Origin of the sequence: Pacificibacter sp. AS14 (genome assembly GCF_038899935.1) — a bacterium.
Classification (GTDB): domain Bacteria; phylum Pseudomonadota; class Alphaproteobacteria; order Rhodobacterales; family Rhodobacteraceae; genus Celeribacter.
Genome location: NZ_JBBMQI010000001.1, coordinates 387566 through 413755, shown reverse-complemented (window position 1 = coordinate 413755; position 26190 = coordinate 387566). Strand labels below are relative to the sequence as shown.

27 protein-coding genes are annotated in these 26190 nt (G+C 52.0%); 15 read left to right on the top strand and 12 right to left on the bottom strand.

Annotated elements, in window-relative coordinates; all coding sequences use genetic code 11:
- Positions 1-228 precede the first annotated feature (228 nt).
- The 4 genes from WNY38_RS02035 to WNY38_RS02020 all read left to right on the top strand — a co-directional run bounded on the left by WNY38_RS02035 (position 229) and on the right by WNY38_RS02020 (position 4707).
- Positions 229-1878 carry a L,D-transpeptidase family protein gene (locus tag WNY38_RS02035; protein WP_342855641.1) on the top strand — a complete coding sequence of 550 codons (1650 nt, stop codon included), beginning with the start codon at positions 229-231 and terminating at the stop codon, positions 1876-1878.
- A 184-nt stretch (positions 1879-2062) separates the two neighbouring features.
- Entirely contained in the window at positions 2063-3133 is a 1071-nt protein-coding gene (gene lpxD / locus WNY38_RS02030; protein WP_342855640.1) for a UDP-3-O-(3-hydroxymyristoyl)glucosamine N-acyltransferase, read from the top strand.
- 99 nt (positions 3134-3232) lie between these two features.
- On the top strand, positions 3233-3499 hold the full coding sequence (locus WNY38_RS02025; RefSeq protein WP_342855639.1) for an acyl carrier protein: 267 nt from the start codon (positions 3233-3235) through the stop codon (positions 3497-3499).
- Positions 3496-4707 carry a beta-ketoacyl-[acyl-carrier-protein] synthase family protein gene (locus WNY38_RS02020; protein WP_342855638.1) on the top strand — a complete coding sequence of 404 codons (1212 nt, stop codon included), beginning with the start codon at positions 3496-3498 and terminating at the stop codon, positions 4705-4707. The genes WNY38_RS02025 and WNY38_RS02020 overlap by 4 nt, the downstream gene beginning before the upstream one ends.
- Before the next feature lie 78 nt (positions 4708-4785).
- On the opposite strand, the gene WNY38_RS02015 is transcribed toward WNY38_RS02020, so the two are convergent.
- Positions 4786-5424: an invasion associated locus B family protein gene (locus WNY38_RS02015; protein ID WP_342855637.1), complete on the bottom strand. Its 639-nt coding sequence runs from the start codon at positions 5422-5424 to the stop codon at positions 4786-4788.
- Positions 5425-5946: 522 nt separating this feature from the next.
- On the opposite strand from WNY38_RS02015, the gene WNY38_RS02010 reads away from it, so the two are divergent.
- Positions 5947-7530 (top strand): helicase HerA-like domain-containing protein, encoded by a 1584-nt coding sequence (locus WNY38_RS02010; protein WP_342855636.1) that lies wholly within the window; start codon positions 5947-5949, stop codon positions 7528-7530.
- 119 nt (positions 7531-7649) lie between these two features.
- Here the strand turns inward: WNY38_RS02010 and WNY38_RS02005 are convergent, their stop codons facing one another.
- The 6 genes from WNY38_RS02005 to WNY38_RS01980 form a co-directional block, all read right to left on the bottom strand.
- Positions 7650-8744, bottom strand: coding sequence for a twin-arginine translocation signal domain-containing protein (locus WNY38_RS02005; RefSeq protein WP_342855635.1), 1095 nt, complete (start codon positions 8742-8744; stop codon positions 7650-7652).
- 159 nt (positions 8745-8903) lie between these two features.
- Positions 8904-9695, bottom strand: coding sequence for a 23S rRNA (adenine(2030)-N(6))-methyltransferase RlmJ (gene rlmJ / locus WNY38_RS02000; protein ID WP_342855634.1), 792 nt, complete (start codon positions 9693-9695; stop codon positions 8904-8906).
- On the bottom strand, positions 9695-11002 hold the full coding sequence (locus WNY38_RS01995; RefSeq protein ID WP_342855633.1) for an HlyC/CorC family transporter: 1308 nt from the start codon (positions 11000-11002) through the stop codon (positions 9695-9697). The genes rlmJ and WNY38_RS01995 overlap by 1 nt, the downstream gene beginning before the upstream one ends.
- Before the next feature lie 114 nt (positions 11003-11116).
- Positions 11117-12049: a site-specific tyrosine recombinase XerD gene (locus WNY38_RS01990; protein ID WP_342855632.1), complete on the bottom strand. Its 933-nt coding sequence runs from the start codon at positions 12047-12049 to the stop codon at positions 11117-11119.
- Entirely contained in the window at positions 12046-13689 is a 1644-nt protein-coding gene (locus WNY38_RS01985) for a hypothetical protein (protein WP_342855631.1), read from the bottom strand. The genes WNY38_RS01990 and WNY38_RS01985 overlap by 4 nt, the downstream gene beginning before the upstream one ends.
- Before the next feature lie 2 nt (positions 13690-13691).
- Complete coding sequence (locus WNY38_RS01980; protein WP_342855630.1) at positions 13692-13829, bottom strand: hypothetical protein; 138 nt, start codon at positions 13827-13829, stop codon at positions 13692-13694.
- A gap of 175 nt (positions 13830-14004) precedes the next feature.
- Between WNY38_RS01980 and WNY38_RS01975 the strand changes: the two genes are divergently transcribed.
- The gene (locus WNY38_RS01975) at positions 14005-14553 is read left to right on the top strand and encodes a shikimate kinase (RefSeq protein WP_342855812.1); all 549 of its coding nucleotides are present in this window, start codon (positions 14005-14007) and stop codon (positions 14551-14553) included.
- The gene (gene aroB / locus WNY38_RS01970; RefSeq protein WP_342855629.1) at positions 14550-15701 is read left to right on the top strand and encodes a 3-dehydroquinate synthase; all 1152 of its coding nucleotides are present in this window, start codon (positions 14550-14552) and stop codon (positions 15699-15701) included. The genes WNY38_RS01975 and aroB overlap by 4 nt, the downstream gene beginning before the upstream one ends.
- Positions 15702-15720: 19 nt before the next feature.
- Here aroB and WNY38_RS01965 read toward each other — a convergent pair whose 3' ends face one another.
- From WNY38_RS01965 to ssb, 3 genes are all read right to left on the bottom strand, one after another.
- Positions 15721-16017 (bottom strand): glutaredoxin, encoded by a 297-nt coding sequence (locus tag WNY38_RS01965; protein ID WP_342855628.1) that lies wholly within the window; start codon positions 16015-16017, stop codon positions 15721-15723.
- A gap of 65 nt (positions 16018-16082) precedes the next feature.
- A complete protein-coding gene (locus tag WNY38_RS01960; protein ID WP_342855627.1) occupies positions 16083-16772 on the bottom strand; it encodes an HAD hydrolase-like protein in 690 nt (229 codons plus the stop codon).
- Between the two features lie 96 nt (positions 16773-16868).
- Positions 16869-17372 carry a single-stranded DNA-binding protein gene (gene ssb, locus WNY38_RS01955; protein ID WP_342855626.1) on the bottom strand — a complete coding sequence of 168 codons (504 nt, stop codon included), beginning with the start codon at positions 17370-17372 and terminating at the stop codon, positions 16869-16871.
- A 161-nt stretch (positions 17373-17533) separates the two neighbouring features.
- Between ssb and WNY38_RS01950 the strand changes: the two genes are divergently transcribed.
- Positions 17534-18133, top strand: coding sequence for a lytic transglycosylase domain-containing protein (locus WNY38_RS01950; RefSeq protein ID WP_342855625.1), 600 nt, complete (start codon positions 17534-17536; stop codon positions 18131-18133).
- 55 nt (positions 18134-18188) lie between these two features.
- On the opposite strand, the gene WNY38_RS01945 is transcribed toward WNY38_RS01950, so the two are convergent.
- Positions 18189-19082, bottom strand: coding sequence for an AraC family transcriptional regulator (locus WNY38_RS01945; RefSeq protein ID WP_342855624.1), 894 nt, complete (start codon positions 19080-19082; stop codon positions 18189-18191).
- A gap of 126 nt (positions 19083-19208) precedes the next feature.
- Entirely contained in the window at positions 19209-20117 is a 909-nt protein-coding gene (miaA, locus tag WNY38_RS01940) for a tRNA (adenosine(37)-N6)-dimethylallyltransferase MiaA (protein WP_342855623.1), read from the bottom strand.
- Positions 20118-20270: 153 nt separating this feature from the next.
- Here miaA and pyrH point away from each other — a divergent pair, with 153 nt between their 5' ends.
- The 7 genes from pyrH to WNY38_RS01905 all read left to right on the top strand — a co-directional run bounded on the left by pyrH (position 20271) and on the right by WNY38_RS01905 (position 26110).
- Positions 20271-21005 carry a UMP kinase gene (pyrH, locus tag WNY38_RS01935; RefSeq protein ID WP_342855622.1) on the top strand — a complete coding sequence of 245 codons (735 nt, stop codon included), beginning with the start codon at positions 20271-20273 and terminating at the stop codon, positions 21003-21005.
- 149 nt (positions 21006-21154) lie between these two features.
- The gene (gene frr, locus WNY38_RS01930) at positions 21155-21718 is read left to right on the top strand and encodes a ribosome recycling factor (protein ID WP_342855621.1); all 564 of its coding nucleotides are present in this window, start codon (positions 21155-21157) and stop codon (positions 21716-21718) included.
- A gap of 113 nt (positions 21719-21831) precedes the next feature.
- Entirely contained in the window at positions 21832-22548 is a 717-nt protein-coding gene (locus tag WNY38_RS01925) for an isoprenyl transferase (protein WP_342855811.1), read from the top strand.
- On the top strand, positions 22545-23258 hold the full coding sequence (locus WNY38_RS01920) for a phosphatidate cytidylyltransferase (RefSeq protein WP_342855620.1): 714 nt from the start codon (positions 22545-22547) through the stop codon (positions 23256-23258). The genes WNY38_RS01925 and WNY38_RS01920 overlap by 4 nt, the downstream gene beginning before the upstream one ends.
- Positions 23255-24421: a 1-deoxy-D-xylulose-5-phosphate reductoisomerase gene (gene dxr, locus WNY38_RS01915; protein ID WP_342855619.1), complete on the top strand. Its 1167-nt coding sequence runs from the start codon at positions 23255-23257 to the stop codon at positions 24419-24421. Before WNY38_RS01920 ends, dxr begins: the two co-directional genes overlap by 4 nt.
- Before the next feature lie 73 nt (positions 24422-24494).
- The gene (rseP, locus tag WNY38_RS01910) at positions 24495-25817 is read left to right on the top strand and encodes an RIP metalloprotease RseP (RefSeq protein WP_342855618.1); all 1323 of its coding nucleotides are present in this window, start codon (positions 24495-24497) and stop codon (positions 25815-25817) included.
- Positions 25818-25978: 161 nt separating this feature from the next.
- Positions 25979-26110 carry a hypothetical protein gene (locus WNY38_RS01905; RefSeq protein ID WP_342855617.1) on the top strand — a complete coding sequence of 44 codons (132 nt, stop codon included), beginning with the start codon at positions 25979-25981 and terminating at the stop codon, positions 26108-26110.
- Positions 26111-26190 lie beyond the last annotated feature (80 nt).

Sequence of the window (26190 nt, the reverse complement as noted above, 5' to 3'; positions counted from 1 at the left end):
GGCAAAAATTTGCGCATATAGAACGTATTCGAGCGCAAAAGACCCGCAAATTCAACTTCTCACTCAGCCTTTAAAGGGAAAATCAAGGGGAATCGTGCGGGAAATCGATCACGATAAAATGTGTGCTTTGAGTATCACAAGGGGCATTTCTGACCAGTTTTCCCCTCACGCTCGCACCCAAAACTATGTAGTTTAGACGCTAGTTTACTGTCTTTTTTGAGGATTATTATGTTTCTCTCTTTGGTGCCGCGCATTTCGTATGCTGCGCGATTGACGTCTGCCGCGTCACAAAGCTTACGGTTCGGTTTCATCGCCATTCTCTCGATGGCCTTCATTTCGGCGGCCCCTGATCGGGTCTCCGCTCAGCAAGTCACTGCAATGATGCAATCGATTGCAGAAGCGGCATCAAAATCCAAAGACCTGTCGGAATATTATCGTGCGACAGGCTACAAGCCTATATTTGCCGATAATTCCAGTCGCGCTCGCAGTCGGCGTCAGGCATTGTTGCGCGCACTAGATGGCGCGCCGGATCACGGTATCGCACCGTATGACACAAGCCTGTTGAAAGCCAATATGCGGTCTATAAAATCAGAACGCGATTTAGGCCGCGCCGAGGTGGCCATGGCGACTTTGTTCTTGGACTACGCGAGAGACATGCAGACAGGCCAATTGGTGCCATCGCGTATTGACAGTGGTATCGTGCGTCAAGTGCCGTATCGTGACGGTGTGTCGCTTATGGACAGCTTTGCCAAGTCAACGCCGGCAGCATTTTTGAAAAGCCTGATGCCAAAATCACCTGAATATACACGGTTGCTAAAAGAAAAGCGCGTGCTTGAAAAAACCCTCGGCAATGGCGGCTGGGGTCCGCAGGTTGGCGGCAATAAACTTGAGCCAGGTCAGTCCAACGGCAACGTAGTGGCATTGCGCGATCGGTTGATTGCGATGGGATACCTTAATCGCAACGCGAGTACAGTCTATGACGCGAGTATTCAAAAAGCTGTTCAATTGTTCCAACAACGTCATGGATTGTCAGCGGATGGTGTTGCTGGCGTGGGAACATTGAAAGAGCTTAATATTGAGCCTGCGCAACGCCTTGCGTCTGTTCACGTGGCTCTTGAGCGTGAACGCTGGATGAATATCGAACGTGGCACACGTCACGTTTGGGTGAATGTCACAGATTTTTCGGCCAAGATCATCGATAACGACAGTGTCACATTTGAAACGCGTTCAGTTGTTGGTGCCAATGATTCCAACCGTCGTACGCCTGAGTTTTCAGACGTTATGGAACACATGGTGATCAACCCAACATGGAATGTGCCGCGCTCTATTGCGGTTCGTGAATATCTTCCATTGATGAAAAAGAACCCAGGGGCAGCTGGTCATCTTCGTCTGGTGGATTCTCGTGGTCGTACAGTGGACCGTGCAAATGTGGATTTCAATTCCTACACAGAAAGAACCTTTCCGTTTAATCTGAAGCAGCCACCGTCAGACGGCAATGCCTTGGGATTGGTGAAATTCATGTTCCCAAACAAGTACAATATCTACCTGCACGACACGCCTGCAAAAAGCCTGTTTTCACGCGAGTCCCGCGCGTTCTCACACGGGTGTGTGCGTTTGAAAGATCCGTTTGATTTTGCTTACGCATTGCTTGCAAAACAGTCTAACGATCCCGTGGGTCTGTTCCAGTCACGTTTAAAATCTGGCGTTGAATCTGTTGTGGCATTGGAAGAGCAGGTGCCTGTGCATATTGTTTACCGCACGGCTGTAACGGTTGCGAAAGGTGGCATGGAATACCGTCGTGACGTTTACGGACGTGACGCGAAAATTTGGTCTGCTTTGCAAAAACAAGGCGTTCAGTTGCGCGCTGTTGGCAGCTAAACGAAAGTTTTTTTATACTCGTTTATGTTTTTATACTCGTTCAAGGGCGTCCTGCGGGGCGCCCTTAATAGTTTTTTGAATTGGATCTTTGACAAAACTTGGGGCCATGTTTTGCCTCGGTCCTTTCCATGTTGGCCTTGAGGCATTATGTCAAAGTAACTCAGGTATTTTCAAAGGTTTCATCATGACTGGCATCACGATTTCAGACTTAGCAAAGCGCATTGGCGCGCCATTTGAAGGCAATGGCGCATTGGTTGTGACCTCTGCCGGTGAACCTAAAACAGCTGATGCAGGCCACATTGCTTTGGCGATGGACCCTAAGTTTGCACCAGCCTTGACCACAGGTGCTGCGCGTGCCGCGGTTATTTGGGAGGGCGCCGATTGGCAGTCTTTCGGGTTGGAGGCTGCTATTTTGGTGCGCCGCGGACGTTTGGCAATGGCAGGGATCACCGCAAGCTTTGATGCGGGTCTTGGGCTTGCGAAAGGTGTTCACCCCAGTGCCGTCATCGACCCTTCAGTGACACTTGGCGACGACGTTTCAATTGGTCCACTGGTTGTCATCGGCGCTGGTGCTGTCATCGGTGATCGCTGTCAGATTGCGCCGCAGGTGACTGTCGGCACAGACGTTCACATCGGCGCAGATGCTGTCATTCATGCGGGTGTGCGAATTGGCGCATGTGCGCAAATCGGCGCGCGCATCTTTATTCAACCCGGTGCGGTGATTGGCGCAGACGGGTTTTCCTTTGTTACGCAAGAAATATCCGCTGTAGAGCAAGCGCGTGAAAGCCTTGGGGCCAATGTCGAGGCCAAAGGCCAAAGCTGGCTGCGCATTGCCTCTATCGGCGGTGTTATCATCGGCGATGATGTTGAAATTGGCGCCAATGTTACGATTGACCAAGGCACCATTCGGGCCACCCAAATCGGATCGGGCAGTAAGCTCGATAACCAAGTGCACATCGGTCACAACGTGATTGTCGGGCAGCATTGTTTGCTATGCGGGCAAGTTGGTATCGCGGGCTCAACCGTCTTGGGGGATTTTTGCGTCATGGGCGGCCAAGCTGGGGCCGCCGATAATATCACCATCGGGTCCGGCGCGATTATTGGCGCTGGCTCTGGTGTGTTGTCGAATGTCCCCAAGGGAAAGGCTATGATGGGCTATCCTGCGGTCGCGATGCAAACGCATATCGATATGTATAAATCCTTGCGACGCTTGCCACGTTTGCTCAAAGACCTCGCGTCTAAAAAGGGCACCTAGGCTCGTGTTTTTTTGACACCTTGCTGTCATATTTTTCTGTTTTACAGCCAAAAGTTTCGGTTTAGATCCTATGATGACCGCGAAAGATGGAGACAAAAAATGTCTGACGAGATCAGAACACAGATAATCGCAATCATCGCTGAGCAAGCCGTTCTAGAACCCAGTGACGTGCGTGATAACCAAAGCCTCGACGACCTTGGCATCGACAGCCTTGGTCTTGTGGAATGCATTTTTGCTATCGAGGAAACCTTTGATATTTCAGTGCCGTATAACGCGAATGAGCCTGACCAATCGGATTTCGATATCACTTCGGTGGCGGCCATTGTGAAAGCGGTTCAGGGACTTATTGCCGAGCAATCGTCATGAAACGCGTCGTCATAACGGGGGCGGGCACGGTCAACGCATTGGGGCTCGATGTGCCGTCAACGTTGGAGGCAATGCGTGAAGGCCGTTGCGGTATTTCTGAACTAAAATTTCGGGATGTGGACAGACTGTCGATCAAAATTGGTGGCCAAATTCACGGTTGGACCACAGAGCAACGCTTTAATCGCCAACAAATCGCTTTGTATGATAGGTTCACGCAGTTTGCTTTGGCGGCTGCAAAAGAGGCGATCGAGCAATCGGGTTTGGAATTTATCGGTGATCTCGCAGCCAAATCAGGTGTAATTTTTGGTACTTCTGGCGGAGGCTTGAACACCCAAGACGACAATTACCGCATGGTTTACGAAGAGGGTAAAAACCGTGTTCATCCGTTCGTGGTGCCAAAATTGATGAACAACGCGTCGTGTTCGCATGTGTCGATGGAATACAATCTTAAGGGCCCAAGTTTCACTGTTGCAACGGCCTGTGCGTCGTCCAATCATGCCATGGGGCAAGCCTTTAACATGGTGCGTTGTGGCATGGCGACAGCGATGGTCACGGGGGGCTCAGAATCCATGCTGTGCTTTGGTGGTGTCAAAGCTTGGGAAGGTCTGCGGGTTATGTCGAAAGACGCCTGTCGGCCTTTCAGCCTCAATCGCAATGGTATGGTGCAGGGCGAGGGGGCTGCGGTGTTCGTGTTCGAAGAGTATGAGCACGCAAAAGCGCGAGGCGCTGAGATCTTGTGCGAGGTGATCGGGTTTTCGATGACTTCTGATGCCTCTGATATTGTGATGCCCTCAAAACAGGGTGCAGCACGCGCCATTGCTGGCGCCATCACGGATGCGCAGATCAATCCCGAAGAGATCGGTTACATCAATGCCCATGGCACCGGGACTGCCGCCAATGATAAAACCGAATGCGCCGCCGTTGCGGATGCGCTCGGCCATCATGCCGACACGGTTATGATGTCCTCAACCAAATCAATGCATGGGCATCTGATTGGTGGCACCGGCGCTGTTGAGCTGTTGGCATGTATTATGGCGCTCAAAGACGGCATTATCGCGCCCACCATCAATTATGAAGAACCTGATCCTGAATGCGCGTTGGATGTTGTGCCCAACGAGGCGCGTGATGCGGATGTGGATGTGGTTCTGTCTAACGCATTTGCCTTTGGTGGCTTGAACGCCGTTATTGCCTTGCGCAAAGCTTCTTAATTTCTGAGATTTTCATCAATATCAAAAGGACCGACACATCATTTGTGCCGGTCCTTTGCATTCGAGCGTTTGCACTTATTATTGTGTTTCAGCGCGTGCAGCTATATTGATCTCTGTCACTCGAGTGTAGGCAGCCGTGAAGCCTGTCAATGACACTGACACGGGCACTTTAACGTCAGGAGCTGCATAGGGCACGATCGTCAAAGTTGCTGTTGCGCCTTTTTTCAATAGAGCGACATCATCTTCAACAAGGCCAAAACGGGCTTGGCAGCCTGTTGGAGAGCACACTGCAAACGGGTAACGACGCCCGTTGGCACCATCAACAGTCAGTGTTAGTTGCTCAGTTAGCAATGTATCCAAAGGCACTGTCACAGTGGCTGCGGCTTCAATGCCGCCATTGCCGAAGTGAAACAAAGATATTTCAGCCACAGGGTTTTCTTTTTCATCCAAGAGTAACTGGAACATGGAACACGGATCAGCTTGGCCTTCAGGTGCTTTGAGGCAATTGATATTCCAATCGCCGTGCTGCTCAAGCGTGTAAGGTTGTCCAATGCCATCCGTATCATCAATTGGTGTTCCAGTGCTCAGCCCTGGTATTGAGGCAGCGCCTTCGGAAGGGGCTGGGTCGGCGTCTTGCGCCGTAGCAGTAAAACACAATCCAAATGACATGACAGTGCTCAGGCAAAGCGTTTTGGCCGTGGTGTTCGCGAAGTTCATATGAAATCCATAAATGCTTGGGTCAATTTGGTTTTTTCTACCATGGCGATCTGAGGGTGTCAGGCAGGATTTGTTCGATTTCGTTCCAAAATAATAAAATCGGCCAAAACAGGCAAACTCTTGCTCGCACACATTGATATGTCTGGTCACTAAGGTGCTAAGTCTCAAAAGGGCGCCAGCTTTCGCGTGGCACCCCATTGGTGATCTTGTCTTGATAGAAGATCAATTTGCTCCCTGTCGGACATGGCCGACGCATTGACAAAAATTCTAGGCAGGATGGTTTATGACGTCAACGCAAATTTGGATGAAAAATCCGCAATTTTTCTGATTTGGTAAAAAAGAGGCCGCGGTGATCGTGATCACGCGCGGCCAGTCTGACAGGGAGGAAGTCAGTTCGGGCCTAGGAGGACATGGCCCGAACACATGTGATACTGGCACCAATTTGTTAAAATTGTATTGTTGCGTCGAACGATAGATATAGTGACCTGCAACACGCGCGGAATCAGTTGGAGAAACAGTGAGATGAGTGATGGAATTTTTATTGGCGGTGGCGGTATCGATTACAAAGATCCGCAACAGCTCTTGCTGAAATACGGCAACCGTCATGGATTGATCGCAGGCGCTACAGGCACAGGTAAAACCGTCACTTTGCAAATTCTAGCCGAAGGATTCTCAAACGCAGGCGTGCCTGTGTTTTTATCGGACGTCAAAGGGGACCTGTCAGGTCTTGCAAAAGCAGGGTCCGAAGACGGCAAACTGCATGCGCCGTTTATGACGCGCAATGAGACGATCAATTTCACGACGTTCCTGTATGAAAGCTTTCCCGTCACCTTTTGGGATCTCTTTGGCGAGCAGGGCCATCCCATTCGCACAACTGTTGCAGAAATGGGGCCTTTGCTTTTGTCGCGGATGTTGCAACTGACGGATGCCCAAGAAGGCGTGATCAACATTGCGTTTCGCGTGTCAGACGAACAAGGTTGGCCTCTTTTAGATCTCAAAGACCTACAGGCATTGCTTGTCTGGTGTGGTCAGAATGCAGATGATTTAACGCTGCGCTATGGCAATATCTCATCCAGCTCTATTGGTGCCATCCAACGTGGTCTTTTGGTGCTTGAAAACCAAGGCGGTAATAAATTGTTTGGCGAACCGGCTCTGGACCTCGCTGATATCATTCGCACGGATGCTGACGGGCGTGGGCGTATTTCAGTACTGGCGGCAGACAAATTGATGTCATCGCCGGGCCTTTATGCGACGTTTTTGCTGTGGCTCTTGTCTGAACTGTTCGAAGAACTGCCAGAAATTGGCAATCCTGATAAACCGAAATTGGTGTTCTTTTTTGATGAGGCGCATTTGCTGTTTGATGATGCACCAAAAGCGCTTGTCGATAAGGTGGAACAAGTTGCACGTTTGATCCGGTCCAAGGGCGTGGGCGTGTATTTCGTGTCGCAAAACCCTGCCGATGTGCCGGATGATATCTTGGGGCAATTGGGCAACCGCGTGCAACATGCGCTGCGGGCATTCACTGCGCGCGATCAAAAGAACCTTGCGCGCGCTGCCGAAACTTACCGGATCAATCCGCGTTTCGACATTGAAGAGGCAATCAAATCGGTCGGCACGGGTGAGGCCGTCACATCAATGCTTGAGGCCAAAGGCGTGCCATCCATTGCTGAGCAAACGCTTATCCGCCCGCCGTCGTCGCAACTTGGGCCGCTCAGTGCGTTAGAGCGGGCAGCGGTGATTGCCACCTCGCCGATTGCGGGCAAATACGAGACTGTTTTGGACCGCGAAAGCGCTTTTGAGGTGTTGCGCAAACGCGCTGATGACGCATCGAAAGCGGCTGAGGATGCCGAAGCGGCAGAAGAGGCCGCAGACCTCGCCGCGAAACAGGCGAAAGCCGATGACAAACACCGCAGTGAACTGGAACGTGAGTTCAAAAAGGCGCGCCGTTACGAGACCAAATCCTATGGGAAATCATCATCACGACGGTCTTCAACATCGGAAACCATCGGGGAATCTGTCACCAATTTGGTAATCAAAGAGCTAAAAGGCACCACAGGGCGGCGCATCGTACGCGGTATCTTGGGCGGGCTATTTAAGGCGCGCTGATGCCTCACCTGTCAAACGAATGACTGCCAAAAACTGACAGGCATACATCGAACGGCTGAAATGAAAAGATGCGCACCTTAAAAGGCGCGCATCTTTATCTTTTCAATAGGTTAAATGGCTTACTTCAGGTTTGCGAGAACGCGGTCACGCTGTGCCGTGTAAACGTTGTCTGAGCGGCGGGACCAACCAGATGTTGCCGCCATAGAGGCTTCTGCGGATGCGCGGATATCAGCGAAAATACTGTCATCCATGTAACCATCAAGAACCTCTTTAGACGCTGAGCCGAAGGCATCCCAAACATCGTCAGAGAATGACATAATTTGAGTTCCGCCAGAGATAAGACGCTTGAGCGCGGGGCCATTGTTCGCCATGAATTGAGCATAGCTGCTTTGATGAGCATAGCTTGCAGCCACTTCGATTGCCCGCTGTTGTCCTACGGTCAGATCGTCGAAGACTGCCAAGTTCGTTGCAATGGTCATCGCACCATTTGGCTCGTGGAATCCCGCTGGGTAGTAGAAGTCACACACTTCTTGAAGACCGAGCTTTTCGTCTGCCCAAGGGCCGATCCATTCTGTGCCGTCGAGAGCGCCAGTGGAGAGCGCTTGGTAGATTTCTCCGCCCGGAATGGTTTGCACAGACGCGCCAAGTTTAGAGAGCGCTTGCCCTCCAAGCCCAGGCATACGGAATTTGATGCCTTGGAAATCATCTGCGGAGTTGATTTCTTTGCGGAACCAACCGCCACCTTGCGCCGCTGTTTGGCCTGCAATGAACGGTTTTAAACCGAAAATTTCACCAAGCTCGTGGTGCTTTTGCATGCCGTCAGCACCATAATACCACGTCATCATTTCAGGCGCAGACATGCCGAATGGAACAGTTGTGAAGTAAGCCCAAGCTGGATGTTGGCCGACGAAGTAGTAATCCGCACTGTGGTACATGTCGGCTTGCCCGGCTGTGACGGCATCGAACACTTCAAGACCGCCGACCAATTCGCCTGCAGCTTTGGGGTCAATCGTCAATTGGCCTTCGGAAATTCCAGTGACGGATGTTGCGAAGGCTTCAACGGCGTCCCAAACGCCCGCAAAACCGCGGGGCCAGCTTGTGACCATTGTTAAAGTACGTTTGCCTTGTGCGTATGCGGGGGCTGCCAATGTTGTGGTTGCTACTGCGGACGCGCCACCAAGAGCAGAGGTTTTCAAAAAAGAACGGCGATCCATGTGTGATTTCCTTGTGATAAATAGATATAACATTCAAAGCGATGCCGCGAAGAATGAATCCTTGGAAGGGGTATCGATTTAAAATTTAGAAATAAACAACCAAGACTGCATAGAATGTATGCATATTTTACATATCTATACGGTTTTCATGCTCCAGGATCAAAGCGTTTTGAACAGAGTTGTCAGGCGTCTGGACTCATCGGCCAATCCCCAAGGCGTGTTCACGATAAACATGCCTGATCCGATCATGCCGTGCCCCTCGCGCGCAGGCGCAAACCGCACCTCGTGATGCAGCACATCGGGCAGCTTAAGGTCTAGCAACATATCCGTCATCGGCTTATGCGCACCGCCCTCTAAAATTGGATACCACAGGGCAATAATGCCGACATTCCACTTGCGATGCAGCTTTTCAATAAAGCTGGGCAAAGTGTTGTAATCGGATTTCATCTCATAAGGCGGATCGATCAAACACAGACCGCGACGCGGGGTCGGCGGGCAAACACTTTGCGCAAATTCCATACCGTCTTGTTTGAGCATATGCAGTCCCACGTATGATTTTGAGCTGCGCATAGAGGTGCGCAGCAGGTCAAATTCTGCGGGGTGCAGTTCGGCCAGATGCATGTTGTCATCGTCACGAAGCAAAGCTTGCGCCAGAGCGGGTGAACCCGGATAGATGCTTTTGCCTTGCGCGTCTGAAACGGTTTTGCGGGCGCGGCTATAAGGATGATCGGGCTTGAACCATTTGGCCACTTTCAAGATGCCAGATTCTGCTTCGCCCGTTTTTTGTGCTTGCGAGCCTTGCAAGTCATAAAGCCCACGTCCAGAATGGGTTTCGATGTAAGACAGCGGTTTGTCTTTACGGGTGAGATACTCGATCATCACCGCCAATAAAGCATGCTTTTGCACATCTGCCAGATTGCCCGCGTGAAATCCGTGCTGATACGACAGCATTATAAGCCACGGCGCAAAGGGCGCACTTTCAAGGTTGATAGGCGGTTGTCTTTGCGGGCCACCACTTCAAATCGGTGACCGTGGAAAGAGAAGACTTGTCCAGCTGTGGGAATCATTTGCGCCTCGTGGATGACCAGACCGGCCATGGTATTGGCCTCGTCATCTGGAAGATTGCATTCTGTTGAGCGGTTAAAGTCGCGGATTGTCATGCCGCCATCAACGACCCAGCCGCCTTCTTTGGATCTGATCGGCGCGTCCTCGGATTGGTCGAACTCATCTGTTATTTCGCCGACGATTTCTTCCAAAATATCTTCCAGCGTGATCAAACCTTGCAGCGCGCCATATTCATCTACCACGAGGGCAAAATGTGTCTGACGGCGCAAAAACTGACGCATTTGATCATCAAGCGTTGTGGTTTCGGGCACGAAATAGGGTTCCATCGCCACGGCCATTACATCGAATGCGGCAAATTCGGAATCTCCCATCGCGTCGGCACGTGCGGCATACATACCACGCAGCAGGTCTTTAGCGTGGATAACTCCAACAATGTTTTCAGGGTCATCGCGGAAAAGCGGCAAACGGGTGTGCGGGGACTGCAAACAGACTTCAAGCACATCTCGCGGCGGAGTGTCGGCGTCGATCATCTCGATTTTCGAACGGTGTAGCATGATTTCTTCGACAGTGCGTTCGCCGAGATCCAACGCGCCAAGCAACCGATCACGATCTTCTTTCTCAACAGCGCCTTCAACGTGACCCAAGGCAATCGCACCGGCTATTTCGTCCTTCAGTGCTAAAAAATGGCTGTCAGGATCGGTTTGAACACCAAACAAGCGCAACATGCCACGTACAAGCATCCGCACAAAACTCACGACAGGTGAAAAGATCAACACAACTGCCGCAATGGGTTTCGCCACCCGCGCAGCAGCAGATTCAGGATTGGTGATGGCATATGTTTTAGGCAGAACCTCAGCGAAAACAAGCACAAGACCTGTCATTACTAAAGTCGCCAATGCAACACCGCTTTCACCAAACACCCTTGTGAACAGCGCCGTGGCCAAAGACGTTGCGAGGATATTCACAAGGTTATTGCCCAACAACACAGATCCAATCAGCCGTTCGTTGTCTTCGGTAACATCCAAGGCTTTTTGCGCACCTTTTGCCCCTTTGTCGGCTTGCGCGCGCAGTTTTCCGCGAGAGGCAGCGGTCAAGGCAGTTTCTGACCCGGAAAAGAACCCCGACAAAACGAGCAGCCCTGCAATTGCGGCGGATGTCATCCAAAAGGCTGCGTCAAGCATAGTGAGGTCCATAGTTCAGGCTCCAATTTATCATCAAAGAGGGCGGCATCGTGCAATTGTTATGGGGCCGTGCTGCGCGGCGCGCAAGTGACAGCCCTTGCTTGATGTGCAATTTAGGTCAATATATTATGTGTCGGCCAAAGGATGATGGGTGAGTACCAATTCTTTGAGACGCTCATCCAGTACATGCGTATAGATTTCAGTTGTCGACAGGTCTGCGTGACCCAATAGTGTCTGGATGGCACGCAAATCGGCCCCGTGCGCCAACAGATGTGTCGCAAACGCGTGGCGCATCACATGGGGGGTGACTTTGTCAGGCGACAGACCCGCATGTACCGCAATCTCTTTGATGAGTTGATAAAAGCCCACACGTGTCAAGTGCCCAGCCTTGGCACGCGACGGGAACACGAAGGTCGATGGCTTTTGACCCTTCTCGAGACGCGCGACCTCTTCGGCCTCGTCACGGTGGACCAACCAATCTGTCAACGCACTGCGGGCAGGGGGCGACAAGGGCACCATCCGTTCCTTATCGCCTTTGCCGCGTACCAAAATCATCCTCGGATCTCCGCGCACGGCTGATATGGGCAGCTCGACCAGTTCAGATGCCCGCATTCCAGTTGCATACAGAACTTCGATCAAACAAGTGTTGCGTGCGCGATCATAGGCGGTTTTTCCTAAACCACGCGCTGCACTCAAAAGCGATGATACTTCGTCCTCAGACAGGGTTTTGGGCAAGCGTTTGCTGCGCCCAGGTCCACGAATTTGCAAACTTGGATTGTCTTTACGCCAACCTTCTTCAAAGGCGAACCGGTAAAGTTGCTTGATTGATGACAACCGCCGCGCTCGTGTAGATTGCGCTAGGCCTTCGGCCTCGCAAGCGACCAAATAAGACTCGATGTCGGCACGCTGGGTTGTCTCAAACGATCCACCCCGACGTCTAAGCCATTCTGAAAACCCAAGCAAATCACGTCCGTAAGACAGTCGCGTATTCTCTGCGGCTCCCAGCTCTGCGGCTTGGGCTTCTGCATAAAGTGAAATCCAGTTGTGATCCGCGCTCATCCGCGACGCTCCAGGAATAGAATTTCCAGAGCTGCACGCCGTGCCGTGGCTTCTAGCCCGACAGCCCTGAAGAATTGCAGCGCGTCTGTAAGTTCGTCTAAATCGCCAGTGGCACCGCCTTCCAGCAACTCGATGGCACGTAAAATTGCCTCGCCTAAACGGCTGCTTTGCACCAATCCGCTCAAGCGTACAGGGATGCCTGACGCGCGAAATCCGTCGACAATGGCGCGTTTGCGCGCATCTACTATGCGTTCTAAGGGAACATCACCCAAAGCTATGGCGCGCGCGAATGCTGCATCTTTTGACACGGGTTTATCCCATTTGGCGGCGATAATTTCATAGGACGGTGACAGCAGTGCCACTTCAAATGCAACTTCGGCGGCATCGCCGGCAAGCGGAGCATCGCTGAGTTTTTGCGCGAAAAGATCGGCGAAGACGATTTGCAATCCAGATTCGCCCATTTCATCCCAAACCCGTCCGAGACTATGCGAGATTCCGCTCGGATCGCCAGTTTTCAATGCGGTTTCAAACCGTTGCAAGGCTTCAATCCTGTCCCAAATCCCGCCAGAGGCGGCAGGCAAATGTTCTGACCAAATGCCAAGCCAGCGGTTTGGTGCCAACGCACCGACACGGGCTAAACGTTCTGCCGCAGTTGCGCGAATTTTCCATCCAGCGGTTTGACGTAAATCGGATTGTGCAAAGGCAAGCGGTAAAGACTGTGTGGGAATCGGCTCACCAATCGCATCCATCATTGTAAATGTCAGTGGGGTTGGGGCACTTGGCACCGTTAGGGCGGGTTCGCCTTCGAACAACTCTGGATCTAAAAAACGCGCTAAAAGGTTGCTGTCGTCGGTAGAAATCAACCCCAAGGCCGTGCTGGTTTCCAGTGTCAGCGCTGCGGCGCGCCAATCACCGTCACGAGCAAGACAAAAAATCCGTGTTGGCAAAGCAGGGGACAGCCCTCGTGTGGTTTGAAGCTGTGCGCAGGCTTCGCTTTCGGTGCCCATCAACAATTTGGCATCAAACGAGCGGCGAAATACTTCTGGCGCATTTGATCCTGCACGCTGCATTAACGCATCGGCTTCTTCGATCAGGCCTTGCGTCAGCAACGCATCTACACGGGCGACAAAAAGACGCCCATCGTTTTGAATATCCAAAGGTGCATCAAGCTCAGCCAATATCAAAGTGTTCAGCAGGCGGCGTGATGCAGGCAAAAGGTCAGGTTCTTGCGAAATTGAGGTCAGTCTACGGCTGAGATCCAAAGCTTTAGATGCCCCCCACAGATCGCGCGGCAATCCGGTTTGGGCAGCGCTTAACAATCCGACAGCGTCGATGCGCGGTGCACCAATGGGGCCTGATGTGACATCCTCGGGCAAGGCGTTGTGCGAAATATCGTCGGCCAAAAATGTTATTGGGGCTATCGATTTTGGTGCGGTGCGCGGTGCATCAAGCGATTGTGTCAGCCAATTGATTGCAGACAATGGCTTTTCGGCCGCATTGTCTTGCGCGACAGCCGGTAACAGACTGCTGAGGCAGAGCACCAAGATCACAGCCGTTCTGGCCAAAATGGTGCAGTTTACTGTCCCTGCGGTGCAGGCGTGACCTAGTATCGTTTGACGCCCAAAGACGGTCATTTCCATGCCTAGTGCAACGTCAGCGTCACGGGCAGGCTTACATCTGCACGGGTCGGTGACAAATCTCCGACATAGGCAAAGGCCACAAACCCTATTGTACACAACGCTAGGGTCATGATCAAAAGCCGCCCTAAAAATTTTCGCATCGATTGCCTCCTTTTATCCAGCTTTATAAATCAGTTTGACTGATTTTTTGTCGCTATGACATGTTTTCGTATATTTATATATGGAATTTCCGACAATATCACGCCATTGAGGCATACAAATGAATGTGAGCAAGAGTTTGCCGTGCGGTGGACCCGCAAAGACACTGGGGAAAACATGTACAAAGGGCTCAAAAAAACAGTTGCACTCGTTGGCATGATGGGCGCAGGAAAAACGGCTGTTGGCAAGGCGATTGCGCAACTTCTTGAGGTTCCATTTTTGGACTCGGACGCCGAAATTGAACGCGCCGCGGATCGGACCATTGCAGAAATATTTGCACGCGATGGCGAAGCGTTTTTTCGCAGCAAAGAAACCCAAGTGATCACACGCCTTTTGGAAGATGAGCGCTGCATTTTGTCAACTGGCGGCGGGGCGTTTATGAGCGAAGTGAACCGCGACACCATTGCCGCCCATGGCGTTGCCGTTTGGTTGAAAGCTGATTTAGATATTCTATGGCAGCGCGTTCGGCATAAAAATACACGGCCTCTTCTGCAAACTGACAACCCTTTGGAAACGCTTAGGTCATTGGCAGACGTGCGCAATCCGATTTATGGGATGGCAGGTGTCATCGTAGACGCAGAACCCAGTTTGAGTATCGAAAAAATGGCACAAAAAGTCGTTGATGCGCTGGTGGCGCATGGCGGGATTGTAAAGGACAACAAATGAGCGATATCAGATCTTTAGGTGCCCTTGGAACATTTCAAACCGTACATGTGCCCCTTGGGGATCGCGCTTATGATGTGCGCATTGGTGAAGGGCTGGTCGCATTGGCTGGCGCCCATATTGCGCCGCTGTTGGGTAAGAAAAAACGTGTTTGCGTGATCACCGAAGAGAACGTCGCGGCTTTGCATTTGGACACCCTGCGCGGTGGCCTGGCGGCAGCTGGGATCGAGATGGAAGCACTGGTTTTGCCTGCTGGCGAAAGTACGAAATGCTGGGCCGAGCTGAACAAATCTGTTGAATGGCTTTTGGCGCAAAAGGTTGAGCGCAAAGATGTTGTGGTGGCCTTTGGCGGTGGTGTGATTGGCGATTTGGCTGGTTTTGCGGCCTCGATATTGCGTCGCGGCGTACGTTTTGTGCAGATTCCGACCTCGCTTTTGGCGCAAGTCGACAGCTCAGTTGGTGGCAAAACGGGGATCAACTCGCCTGCGGCTGGCAAGAACCTGATCGGCGCGTTTCATCAACCTTCTTTGGTTTTGGCCGATGTGTCTGTGCTTGGCACTTTGACGTCGCGCGATTTTTTGTCGGGCTGCGGCGAGGTTGTGAAATACGGCATGTTGGGGGATGAGGCGTTTTTTGAATGGCTTGAGGCAAATGGACCGCTGATGGCCGCTGGCGACGTCGCCGCGCGCACTTACGCTGTAAAACGATCCGTGGAAATGAAAGCCGAGATCGTTGTGCGCGATGAGACAGAGCAGGGCGATCGGGCGCTGTTGAATTTGGGCCATACCTTTTGCCACGCTTTGGAAGCAGCGACTGGATACTCTGATCGATTGTTTCACGGCGAAGGCGTGGCGATTGGCTGCGCTTTGGCCTATGAATTGTCCGCGCGTTTGGGGCTGTGTTCGCAAGAAGCCCCAAGTCGCGTGCGCGCGCAGATCAAAGCCATGGGCATGAAATGTGACCTCAAAGACATCGAGGGCGATTTGCCATCCGCAGAAGCGCTGGTCGATTTGATGGCGCAAGACAAAAAAGTGCTGGATGGTCAGCTACGCTTTATTTTGGCGCGGTCCATTGGCGAAAGCTTTGTTACATCAGATGTGCCGCGCGAGGCCGTGCTCAGCGTGATAGAGGACGCCCTGCGCGAGTGCTAAGTCTCAAAAATGCTAAGCCTTAGCGAGAGAAAAACCCTTTTCGCTTAGGTTTTTGCGCATTGAGATGCTTTTGCAAATCAGTGAAACCGCCAATTTTGACGCCATCGATAAAGACAAGCGGTGTCGTTGTGATGTGGTGCTTGTCTTTAAACGCGTCGGTTTCATGGCGCGTGCGTAAGACGTTGTCCTCAACGTTGAACCCATTGCGTTCAAGCAGGTCTAAAGCAGCCGTGCCATAGCCACAGGTGTAATTCGGCAAATCCATACGGTGAAGAACGGCTTTAGGTTTTTGGGACGAGAGGGTGTGTGTGGGCATGTGCGAGTTCCTTTTTCTCACTTAGATAAAGGGTGTGCCTGTGTCATTCTCAACCCCTGCGCCAGTCACACTTCTGTGCGCAAATCTTTCAATGTGTTGAAAGCGTTGTGAACGGTTGACGTGAGTTGCCGCACGGCACCGCAAATCATGGATGCACCGCCCTCGGTGAGTTCTGCCCTATCCCCATACCCCCAAAGCACGCCGATAGATTGCATATCATTGCGCGCTGCAGCTGTTGTGTCGTTGGCGCGATCTCCAATCATAAGGGCGTGTTGGGCTGTAAACCCTTCGTTCTCAATCATATGAGCAATAAGAACGCCTTTGTCGTCGAACTGGCCATCAAGCTCAGCACCATAAATCACGTCAAAATAGGGTGCTAAGCCGAAATGATCGATCACTTGACGGGCAAAGACTGTTGGCTTGGCCGTGCACACCAAGAGGCGCGCGCCTTCGGATTTTAAAGTCTTCAGAACCTCAAACATCCCATCAAAGACTGTCGCCTCAAACACGCCGCCCGCCGCATAGGCTTCGCGGTAGGCTTCAACAGCCGGCTCGATCAGACTGTCATCGTTGAGAAGTGTTCCAAAACTGCGGCGCAAGGGGGGGCCAATCACCCAAGTGAGTGTGTCAAAATCAGGAACATCTTGGCCAAGTTTATGCAGCGCAAATTGAAATGAGGTGACAATGCCTTGTGCTGGGTCGGTCAGAGTGCCGTCCAAATCAAACAAAATGGTTTTGTCTGTCAGGTGTCCCATGATCTATCGTATCCTTATTCTCAGTGTAAAACAGGGACAGCGAATGCTAGCCCTGTTTTGAGTATTATGGATTTGAAGCGCTCAAACGAAATGTACTTAAAAGGGAATTTCGTCGTCATCCATGCTGGAACGTCCGCCGCCTGCAGGTGTTGATGATCCACCACCCATAGATCCGCCATCGTCATAGCCGCCAGATGGCGCGCCTTGGTCGTAGCCACCAGAGTTGCCGCCGCCTTGACCGCCTTCGCTGCGTCCATCAAGCATGGTTAAAACGCCATCGAAGCCTTGCAACACAACTTCTGTAGAGTAGCGATCAGCGCCAGATTGGTCTTGCCATTTACGGGTTTGCAACTTGCCTTCAATGTAAACTTTAGAACCTTTGCGCAAGTATTGTTCCGCAATGCGCACGAGACCTTCTTGGAAAATCGCGACGGAGTGCCATTCTGTGCGCTCTTTGCGTTCGCCTGTGGTGCGGTCTTTCCATGTGTCTGACGTTGCGATGCGCAGATTGCACACTTTGCCGCCGTTTTGGAATGTACGCACTTCAGGATCGCGTCCCAAATTGCCAATAATGATCACTTTGTTGACCGAACCCGCCATATCGCGTCTCCCGTTAGATTCTTGTTTGGACTGTTACACCATTCCACGCAGCACTTTGAAAGGGTAAAAGCGGCGGATCGGCGCTCTTTGCAATTCTCTGGACTTGGAAAGTTGCGCGCCGGCGCCTATATTTCGCGCAACTTTAAGGCGGACGTTTTTATATGACCCTTGTAACCAAGTTTTGCGCCATTTCGATCGGGGTTGTTTGCCTAGTAGCAGGTACCTGTGCGCAAGCCGAAGATATTATCTTTGGTACAAAATCACGTGGCTCTATTTATGCATCGCAATTGAGTGTTCTTGATGGGCGCGCAAGCGAGCAATATTCTGGGTCTGTGTCACTCAAGCCTATGTCTACAACGATCCCCGGCACATCTGGCTTGCCCTATGCTGGATCATACAAAGGCGAATATTTGACTTTGGCGCGCAGCATCGCGCAGCGCAACAACATACCGCCGGATTTGTTTTTACGCCTCATTCAGCAAGAAAGTGGCTGGAACCCACGGGCGAAGTCGCACAAGGGCGCGATTGGACTGGCGCAACTTATGCCGCAAACAGCGAGGGTTTTGGGCGTAAACCCCAATGATCCTCAGCAAAACTTAGAAGGCGGCGCGCGGTATTTGCGCCAAATGTATAATAAATTTGGCACATGGCGCTTGGCTTTGGCTGCCTATAATGCGGGTCCCGGAGCTGTCGAAAAATATGGCGGCGTGCCACCATATAAAGAGACCAAAAACTACGTGCGTGTGATTTGGGGCAGCTAGTATAAAGCCGCATAGCATGGTGTTATGCGCGGCCTTAGTGCGAGTTGACCTTTATCTAATCCGCCTTGCGAAACGCGCTTGGCGTTAGACCCGTCTGCTTTTGAAACGCCCGCGCGAAATAGGCTGCAGAGTGAAACCCGAGACTTTCGCTGATGCTTTTCACTGTAAATTTAGTTTCTTTCAGCATGCGCCGCGCCTCAAAATATACACGATCTGCGACGATGGAAGAGGCCGGACGTCCAGATGCAATATTGCAGGCGCGCGACAGATGCGAGGCGGTCACTCCCAAAGCGGCCGCGTAATCGCTGACACTGTGGGTTTGCTTAAAATCTTGTTCCACTAAAGCCGTAAACGCAGCCGCCAAACGGCGCGACGCATCTGGCGTCATGTCGTAGTCGGGCATGTTTGCCATCTGGCGCTCAAGCCAAACAGAAATCAAACCTGCTTGTAAAGACAGTGCGCGCTCTTTGCTTGAGTCATCGTGTTCGATCTCGCGGGCGAGGTTTTCAATCATATGGGTGATTTCGTTTTGTTGCGCTAAATCCGAAAACCGCAGATGCAAAGGTTCATCTGGCAGTTTGAGCACAGGGTCGTCGGCAAGATGCACGATAAACCCGTAAGCTTGGCCGATGGGGGCAAAGCCATACATCGTATGTTTGGGCAAAAAGATCAGATTATGTCCGCCAAATCCACGGGTCACGCCTGAGATGGTGATCCGGCCTTGTCCGCGTGCAAACCACAACAGGGTCGGCGATCTGTGGCTGCGCATGGCTTCTGTGCGCCACTTGGTATTTGGCGTCGACATGCGCGCCAAAGGATCGACTCGGTAGGCAGCAGGCATGGGAATGTCCGGCGTGACGTTCGACATTTTACCTCTGTGTGTCACCTGAGCACGCAATTGCAGATCAAGGTCGCCAATCGGGGGCGTTTGAAAGATTTTTGTCGTCATGAGAACGCTGCAAGCCTGTTTGTTTTGTTCACTGACTTCAGTTTAGACTGTGATCACACAGGGTCAATAAAATTTTCTTTTAAAACAATATGATATAATGGCATCTTAATAATATACAACAGGTGGTTAGGGAAGCGATATCTTGTGGTACTGCCTCATACGAGCCCTAAACCAAGTGCGCTGACGCTTGGCAAATTGACGTGTGGCGATGGTTGCGGCCTCTTGGGCGGCTTGCAGCGTCAACTGGCCTTGCAAATACGCGATCAATTCTGGCGCGCCTATGGCCTTTGAGGATGGCAGGCTTGGATCCCAAGTCGCCAAATTTGCTTCTGCCTCGTCGAGCGCGCCCTCATCAAGCATGATTTGAAACCTCCGCGCGATTCGCGCGTTTAGCCAGTCTCTGTCTGCATCCATAACGATGGGGTAGGCCGCTTCTAAAGCCAACGCAGGCGGAGGGGTCATGGCCTGCCACGCAGCCAAACCACGGCCTGTGGCGCGCAAAACCTCCCAAGCGCGTTGAACGCGCATTGGGTTCAATCGATCCACCTTTTGCGCTGTCTCAGCGTCTTCCGTGTCCAGTTCGGCCAATAGTCCCAAATGATTTCCCTCATCCGCGCGTCGGGCATTACCTGCTGCGCGGATATCTTCGGGGGTTTGGGGGATTTCGACCAACCCTTCAGTTAATGCTGAAAAATACAGTCCCGTACCACCGACGAAAATAGGACGCTTGGGGCCTGATAGAAAGGGCACCGCCTCGCGCAACCAATGCCCGACCGAATAGCCAAAGTCGTGTTCCACATGGCCATAAAGGGCATGGGGGGCGCGCGTTTCGTCATCAATGGACGGGCGCGCGGACAAAACGCGCCAATTTTCAAAAACTTGCAGGGCGTCAGCATTGATGATCACGCCGCCTTGGGCTTCAGCGATTTCAAGCGCCAAAGCGGATTTACCCGAGGCCGTGGGCCCCGCAATCAAGACAGGTTGATCGGGGGACAGCGCCGATAAATGCTGCGAGATTTGCGCGGACAAAGACATGTGAAGCCCTTAGTTCTTGTGACAGTGCAGGCCGCGAATTGGCCGTCGGTGACTTTTATGCGCAAGGCCATGATTTTTTGGCACAGGCTCATTGAATAATGCCGAGAATTGGCGCATTTTGCGCAAAATCAGCGGACACATAGGGGATACCTCATGAGCGATCAGGATCAAGGCCAAACCAGCAAGAAATATAAGCGGGTGATGCTTAAAATCTCTGGAGAGGCGCTGATGGGCGACCAAGGTTTTGGGCTGCACCCGCCAACCGTCGAACGCATCGCGCGCGAGGTAAAGACAGTCTATGACATGGGCGTCGAAATTTGCATGGTCATTGGCGGCGGCAATATTTTCCGCGGTTTGCAAGGCTCTGCGCAAGGTATGGAGCGCACCACAGCAGATTACATGGGCATGCTGGCGACCGTCATGAACGCTTTAGGTGTTCAAGCCGCGATGGAAGATTTGGGCATCCATACGCGGGTGATTTCTGCGATCACTATGAACGAAGTTGCCGAACCCTACATTCGTCGCCGCGCAGTGCGTCACTTGGAAAAAGGTCGCGTCTGTATTTTTGCGGCAGGCACAGGTAACCCATACTTTACGACTGACACGGCTGCGACTTTGCGTGCCAATGAGATGGCCTGTGAAGCGATCTTTAAAGGCACCAAAGTGGATGGTGTTTACGACAAAGATCCAGCCAAACATGATGACGCCGTTCGCTACGACAAAGTCACCTACGACGAAGTTTTGGCGCAGCACTTGAATGTTATGGATGCCTCGGCGATCGCTCTGGCACGCGACAATAATTTGCCGATTATCGTGTTTTCATTGGATGAACCCGGCGGTTTTAAGGGCATTTTGGCTGGCGAGGGCACCTATACAATCGTCAACTGATTTGATGATTACACGCTTAGGCGATATGGTTCGGGGTGATATGGTGGCGTATGCCACTGCTTGCCCTGAACGCGCTGCGTCTATACAAGGGCGCTCAGACCGCTTAACTACATAAAACACATACCAATACAGCCGAGGCCGCGAACACTATGTCCGAAGATTTCATGCTTGATACCGATGATCTGTCCAAACGTATGGACGGTGCGATTGCCAATTTGCGTGTTGAACTGGCCTCTTTGCGCACCGGACGTGGGTCGGGCTCTATGCTTGAACCGATTATGGTCGATGCCTACGGTTCTATGACGCCGATCAACCAAGTGGGCACCGTGAACGTGCCTGAACCGCGTTTGGTCACCATCAATGTGTGGGACAAGGGCCTTGTTGGCAAAGTGGAAAAAGCCATCCGTGAGAGTGGTCTTGGCATAAATCCGCAACTCAACGGCACGATCATCATGCTGCCGATTCCTGAGTTGAACGAAGAACGTCGTCGCGAATTGACCAAAGTCGCCGCTGGTTACGCTGAAAACGCCCGCGTGTCTGTGCGCAACATTCGCCGTGATGGCATGGACCAGATTAAGAAAGCCAAAAATGATGGTATGTCCGAGGATGATCAAAAGATTTGGGAAGAAGAAGTCCAAGAGATGACCAATCTTCACATCAAAAAAGTGGACGAGACTGTCGAAATCAAACAAGCTGAGATCATGCAAGTTTAATACGCTCAGCGTAGTTTTGCTTGGGGGAATGCGGCGCGCGGAGCTCTGGTTTCATGAGCTTACGCGGCGCCAATCGCGATTTTCCCAGAGACATTTTAGGAGAACTTAGGTTGATGCCCGACAGTCAAACTGGCCCAAAACATGTCGCCATTATCATGGATGGCAATGGTCGCTGGGCCCAGACGAGGGGCAAACCTCGCCTTTTTGGGCATCATGCGGGTGCCAAACGCGTGAAAGAAATCGTGCGGGCTTGTCCAGATGTCGGGGTGAAATACCTTACGATATTTGCTTTTTCGACCGAAAACTGGAAACGCACCCAAACGGAAGTTTCTGGTCTGATGTCTTTGTTTCGCCGCTACATAACAGGCGAAATGAAAGACTTGATCGCTGAGGGCGTCCGGGTGCGGTTCATTGGTGATCGTCCGCGTCTGGACGCGAAACTGATCAAGCTGATGGACAGTCTAGAAGACGCTACATCTGAAAACGATAAAGTGCATTTGACGATTGCCTTAAATTACGGTGGTCGTGACGAAGTGGCCCGTGCCGTCAAAGAAATGGCGCGTGATGCGGCAGCTGGCAGGCTTGACGCGGAAACCGTTGATGAGACAACTTTGGCTGGATATCTGGACACCCGCGTTTTACCAGATCCCGATTTGGTGATCCGCACGTCGGGCGAGGCGCGTATTTCAAACTTTTTGCTGTGGCAATCAGCCTATTCAGAATATGAATTTATCGATACGCTCTGGCCAGATTTTACCAAAGATGTATTTGCCGACTGTGTCGCACGCTACGGTGTTCGAGATCGCAGATTTGGCGGGGTGAAAGCATGACATCATCAAGCCCAAAATCAGCGCGCAATTGGCGTGACCTTGGGCCACGTGTTATTTCGGCCTTGGTCATGATTGGTGTTGGTATCCTTGTGATCATATCGGGCCACATTGCATTTGAAGTGCTCTTGGCGTTCCTTGCGCTTGTCGGCGTTTGGGAGTTTTACAAAATGGCGCGGTTTAAGGCCGATTCTGCGGGTCTGATTTCTGAAGACTTCTACGCTCTAGGGGCTTATTTTATCCTTTTTATTCTGGGTATTGCAGGTCTTTGGGGCGTATCGTTCCTAACAGGACCAAGCGGATTGATCTTTGTTGTGTCATTGGTGGTCGCCACGGATTCTATGGGCTATTTCGTCGGCCGCACTATTGGCGGCAAAAAATTCTGGCCGAGTGTCAGCCCTAAGAAAACATGGTCAGGTGTGGTCGGCGGCTGGGTTGGCGCTGCTTTGATCGCCTGCATTACGGTTTTATTTTTACATCTAGATTTGGGTGAAAGTCTGATGATCGTCGGTTTTGCGATTGTCTTGTCCTTTGCCTCTCAATTGGGCGACATCGCGCAAAGTGCTATCAAACGTCGCATGGGGGTCAAAGACAGTTCAAACATTATCCCTGGTCACGGCGGTATTTTGGACCGCTTTGATGCGCTTTTGGCCGTTGGCGCCGTGTTATTCTTCTTGCGCATTTTGACGTGGACTATGTGGGGCGCGTCTTGAAACGGATATCCATTTTCGGTGCGACGGGCTCAATCGGGCAATCCACCATTGATCTGATCAAGCGTGACCAAGGGTCTTATAATGTCGTGGCGCTCACAGGCGGCGCGAACATCGCACAATTGGCGCAAGATGCCCGCGATCTATCCGCTGACATTGCCATCACAGCTTATGATGATCGCTTACCTGAACTACGAGATGCGCTAAGCGGCACAGGCATTGAAGCGGCCGCAGGGCAGGCGGCCCTGATCGAGGCTGCGGCCCGTCCAGCTGATTGGATCATGTCGGCGATTGTTGGTGCAGCAGGTCTCGCTCCGGGATTTGAAGCGCTCAAACACGGCACCTGTTTGGCCTTGGCCAATAAGGAAAGTCTGGTCACCGCTGGTCCGCTGTTGCTGGCTGAGGCTGCAAAACATAACGCCCGCATTCTGCCTGTGGATTCAGAGCATTCTGCTGTGTTCCAAGGCCTTGTCGGTGAGCAGATTTCCGAGGTCGAGCGCGTGATCATCACCGCCTCAGGTGGTCCGTTTCGCACATGGTCGACTGAGCAGCTTAAAGGCGCAACACTGGCGCAAGCCTGCAAACATCCATCATGGGATATGGGCCAGCGGATCACGATTGACAGCGCCTCTATGTTCAATAAAGCGTTGGAGATCATTGAAACCAAAGAGTACTTTGGGCTTTCACCCGATCAAATCGAAGTCATTGTTCACCCTGGGTCTTACATTCACGCCCTTGTCGGTTTCAAAGACGGCGCGCTGATGGCGCATATGGGCGCGCCAGATATGCGCCACGCCATCGGATACGCGCTGCACTGGCCTGAGCGTCGCGATTTGCCTGTGGAACGTCTTGATCTGGCCAAGCTCGGATCATTGCAGTTTGAAGCCCCTGACGAGTTTCGTTTCCCCGCGCTGCGCCTTGCACGCGACGTGATGCAAACGGGTGGATTGGCGGGGGCCGTGTTCAACGCCGCCAAGGAAACAGCATTGGATTTGTTTATCGCAGGGCGTATCGGGTTTACAGATATGGCCGAATTGGTGGAGCAGGTGCTCGCGCAAATGTCACTTGATTTAAGTCATCAAGATGTCCAAATCAGCCTCGATATGGTGTATGAAGCCGACGCAGAGGCGCGCGCGCGGGTGCTATCCTTGCAGGCACGCGCCTAAACGCATAGCGTGCGGCACAGACTAACTGGCCACAAGAGCCCAAAAACACAGTAAAACAGGACGTTTTTAGACAATGAGCAGTCTCTTATCTCTCTTCGGCGGCGGTCTTTTCACGGTGGTGGTGTTCATCATCGCGCTGTCGATCATCGTCGCGATCCATGAATACGGTCACTATATTGTTGGGCGTTGGAGCGGCATCAAAGCTGATGTGTTCTCGATTGGCTTTGGTAAACCATTGTATCAGCGCACAGACAAACGCGGCACAGTGTGGCAACTGGCGGCCATTCCTTTGGGTGGCTATGTGAAATTTGCGGGCGATGCCAATGCGGCCTCGGCCCCTGACAACGCGTCAACAGAAGGTCTGTCTGACGCAGAACGTCGTCACACCATGCACGGCGCGCCGTTGTGGGCGCGCACTTTGACGGTGCTGGCGGGACCGATGTTTAACTTCATCTCTGCTGCAATAATTTTCGTGTTCTTGATGATGTTTTATGGCCAAGTCCAAAACCGTTTGATCGTTGATAACATCAAAGATTTGCCCGGTGAAATTGGTCTGATGGCGGGCGATGAGCTGTTGACCATCGAAGGCCAGGATGTACCCGAAATGTCTAGTGTGGGCCAATTTTTCGAAGACCTGCCCCGTAAAGACGTGCTTAGCTACACCGTGTTGCGCGATGGATCTGAGCAAACTGTGACGGCGCCGCACCCATTTCCCGTGCTTGTAAACACCGTTCAGGTCAAATCCGCCGCAAAGCGTGCTGGCATTGAATCGGGCGATGTCATTATGGCCGCTGACGGCGTGCCTTTGCCAACCTTTTATGACCTGCAAGACGTAGTCAAAGCCAAGGAAGGCGCAGATATCGCATTGGATGTTTGGCGCGATGGTGAGGTGTTGCAAATGACGCTTGCCGCTTTGTCGCGCGATATTCCTTTACCAGAAGGCGGGTTTGAGAAGCGTTGGTTGATCGGCATTGAGGGCACTTACTTTTTCTCGCCTGCGACAGAAACCATGCCCCTTGGCAAAGCCATTGTGTCTTCGATTGAGCAAGTCTGGACCATTATTGTGATGTCGCTGTCTGGTATTGGCCATATGATCACCGGTGCGATTTCGACCTGCAATATGTCGGGGGCGATAGGTATGGCCCAGTTTGTGGGCAGCGCGCCAACAATCGCCGATTACATCGGGAAAATTGCCTTTATTTCTGTTGCAATTGGATTGCTGAACCTCCTGCCGATCCCTGTTCTGGATGGGGGTCACTTGGTGTTCTATTTGTACGAAGCAGTACGCGGCAAACCGATGCCAGATCGGGCCATAAACGTGATGATGATGGTGGGGATGGCGTTGATTCTGTCGATGATGATGCTGGGTCTGGGCAGCGATTTGTTCTGCAAGTAGACCCAAATTGTACCCAGCAAAACATGAAAAAAACTTTAAGGGCCGCCATGTGCGGCCCTAATCTTGCCATATTCAGCCAATATTACTTGTAGTCAGGGTGCATACCCAATGGTTTTTGACGTCATGCCAAAAGGCATCGACATAACGACAAGAGGTCAATCATGACTACGATCATCGCGAGCTATAACGGACTGTCTATGCTAGCGCGTTTGAACTCGGATCGCCTGTTGTACGGTGTCACGATTGCAGTGGCTCTGGTCGCTGGCTCAGTTTTCGGAAACTTGTTTTTATAGCAAAAGTGACCGCGCGGCGCCCTTGTTGTCGCTTCATTCACTGGGTGGCTTTACATTGGCCAAAGTATATTTTTTGAGGA

Bases quoted from the DNA above. Each gene is read 5' to 3' on its own strand.
- ssb (WP_342855626.1), bottom strand. From the start codon at position 17,372: ATGGCGGGTTCGGTCAACAAAGTGATCATTATTGGCAATTTGGGACGC.
- WNY38_RS02010 (WP_342855636.1), top strand. From the start codon at position 5,947: ATGAGTGATGGAATTTTTATTGGCGGTGGCGGTATCGATTACAAAGAT.
- WNY38_RS01975 (WP_342855812.1), top strand. From the start codon at position 14,005: ATGTACAAAGGGCTCAAAAAAACAGTTGCACTCGTTGGCATGATGGGC.
- WNY38_RS01995 (WP_342855633.1), bottom strand. From the start codon at position 11,002: ATGGACCTCACTATGCTTGACGCAGCCTTTTGGATGACATCCGCCGCA.
- WNY38_RS01990 (WP_342855632.1), bottom strand. From the start codon at position 12,049: ATGAGCGCGGATCACAACTGGATTTCACTTTATGCAGAAGCCCAAGCC.
- WNY38_RS01950 (WP_342855625.1), top strand. From the start codon at position 17,534: ATGACCCTTGTAACCAAGTTTTGCGCCATTTCGATCGGGGTTGTTTGC.
- rseP (WP_342855618.1), top strand. From the start codon at position 24,495: ATGAGCAGTCTCTTATCTCTCTTCGGCGGCGGTCTTTTCACGGTGGTG.
- WNY38_RS01945 (WP_342855624.1), bottom strand. From the start codon at position 19,082: ATGACGACAAAAATCTTTCAAACGCCCCCGATTGGCGACCTTGATCTG.
- pyrH (WP_342855622.1), top strand. From the start codon at position 20,271: ATGAGCGATCAGGATCAAGGCCAAACCAGCAAGAAATATAAGCGGGTG.
- WNY38_RS02005 (WP_342855635.1), bottom strand. From the start codon at position 8,744: ATGGATCGCCGTTCTTTTTTGAAAACCTCTGCTCTTGGTGGCGCGTCC.
- WNY38_RS01905 (WP_342855617.1), top strand. From the start codon at position 25,979: ATGACTACGATCATCGCGAGCTATAACGGACTGTCTATGCTAGCGCGT.
- WNY38_RS02035 (WP_342855641.1), top strand. From the start codon at position 229: ATGTTTCTCTCTTTGGTGCCGCGCATTTCGTATGCTGCGCGATTGACG.
- WNY38_RS02015 (WP_342855637.1), bottom strand. From the start codon at position 5,424: ATGAACTTCGCGAACACCACGGCCAAAACGCTTTGCCTGAGCACTGTC.
- WNY38_RS01925 (WP_342855811.1), top strand. From the start codon at position 21,832: ATGCCCGACAGTCAAACTGGCCCAAAACATGTCGCCATTATCATGGAT.
- aroB (WP_342855629.1), top strand. From the start codon at position 14,550: ATGAGCGATATCAGATCTTTAGGTGCCCTTGGAACATTTCAAACCGTA.
- WNY38_RS01985 (WP_342855631.1), bottom strand. From the start codon at position 13,689: ATGGAAATGACCGTCTTTGGGCGTCAAACGATACTAGGTCACGCCTGC.
- WNY38_RS02020 (WP_342855638.1), top strand. From the start codon at position 3,496: ATGAAACGCGTCGTCATAACGGGGGCGGGCACGGTCAACGCATTGGGG.
- frr (WP_342855621.1), top strand. From the start codon at position 21,155: ATGTCCGAAGATTTCATGCTTGATACCGATGATCTGTCCAAACGTATG.
- WNY38_RS02025 (WP_342855639.1), top strand. From the start codon at position 3,233: ATGTCTGACGAGATCAGAACACAGATAATCGCAATCATCGCTGAGCAA.
- WNY38_RS01920 (WP_342855620.1), top strand. From the start codon at position 22,545: ATGACATCATCAAGCCCAAAATCAGCGCGCAATTGGCGTGACCTTGGG.
- rlmJ (WP_342855634.1), bottom strand. From the start codon at position 9,695: ATGCTGTCGTATCAGCACGGATTTCACGCGGGCAATCTGGCAGATGTG.
- lpxD (WP_342855640.1), top strand. From the start codon at position 2,063: ATGACTGGCATCACGATTTCAGACTTAGCAAAGCGCATTGGCGCGCCA.
- WNY38_RS01960 (WP_342855627.1), bottom strand. From the start codon at position 16,772: ATGGGACACCTGACAGACAAAACCATTTTGTTTGATTTGGACGGCACT.
- WNY38_RS01980 (WP_342855630.1), bottom strand. From the start codon at position 13,829: ATGCGAAAATTTTTAGGGCGGCTTTTGATCATGACCCTAGCGTTGTGT.
- WNY38_RS01965 (WP_342855628.1), bottom strand. From the start codon at position 16,017: ATGCCCACACACACCCTCTCGTCCCAAAAACCTAAAGCCGTTCTTCAC.
- miaA (WP_342855623.1), bottom strand. From the start codon at position 20,117: ATGTCTTTGTCCGCGCAAATCTCGCAGCATTTATCGGCGCTGTCCCCC.